The organism is Priestia sp. 53B2, from assembly GCF_056099005.1.
This window is the reverse complement of sequence record NZ_JBLZXA010000060.1, coordinates 1-953: the sequence shown is the minus strand read 5'-3', so window position 1 is coordinate 953 and position 953 is coordinate 1. Positions and strand designations below refer to the sequence as shown.

Annotated in this window: 2 protein-coding genes; both read right to left on the bottom strand. The window is 32.9% G+C overall.

The annotated features are described in order from the left end of the window. The coding region (locus ACN6NE_RS31000; RefSeq protein WP_474329425.1) for an NAD(P)-dependent oxidoreductase at positions 1-416 on the bottom strand (416 nt) is incomplete at its 3' end. 192 nt (positions 417-608) lie between these two features. Next, positions 609-947 (bottom strand): DoxX family protein, encoded by a 339-nt coding sequence (locus tag ACN6NE_RS30995; protein WP_474329427.1) that lies wholly within the window; start codon positions 945-947, stop codon positions 609-611. Positions 948-953: the final 6 nt, after the last annotated feature.

The window sequence follows — 953 nt, the reverse complement described above, 5'->3', positions numbered from 1 at the left end:
TTATCTAAAATCATCTCAGAATAAAGAATACGAAAAGCAATTGCTCCTAGTTTATTGACGAATGTTTTTTTATCCCCTTTGATATCTAAAGATCCACCCGTTACACCAATATATCTTTTAATTTCAAGTTCTTTCATAGTGTTGACGATTAAAGTGGTAGTTTCACTATATAAAGGTTTAGCTCTGTTAGGTTGACCAAATGTATTTATCACTACGTCACATCCATTAATTAGAGAATAAATGGAATCTGCATTTCTAGCGTCTCCTTGAATAAAACTTACATTTGGATCTGCAAATGTAAGTTTCTCAGGACTTCTAACTAACAAACGGACTATATAACCTTTTTGAATGGCTGTTTCGGCTAAATATTTACCTGCTTTTCCAGTACCTCCAATAATCGCAATTACATTTTTCATATAAATTAGTTCCTCCACATATTCGCTTTTGTTTAATTCTATCATTCTATATCCATAAATAACCAAAACAACTTATCTTTTGTTATCTTCTAGTCGACATAACCACCATTAATGGAACAGGAACCCCCACACAAAAAGCCTTAAATTTAATAAAATGTAAGGCTTTCGAAATGCAACATAATTTCGATAGGTTTAGGAAAACACATCCGAGTTCCAGAAAATAACTACTATAGATAAGATCAAACAGATTGTTGCAGGAATAATAGTTACAATAGGTTGATGAGCTCGAAACATATGAGCATGTATGGCCCCCATCATGAGAATTATAAATAATATGCCCGATCCTAAAACCAAGTGTTGATTCCAAATACCGCCGATCATTCCTATTGCTCCAATAATTTCAATAAGTCCAATTGCAGACATGAACCATAATGGGTATCGATAGTGCCGCCAATGTTCAACTTGAAACGGTATACGAAAAAGTTTTATAAATCCTCCTATTAAAATAAAGATTGCTAAAATCACTTGCACAAAAGT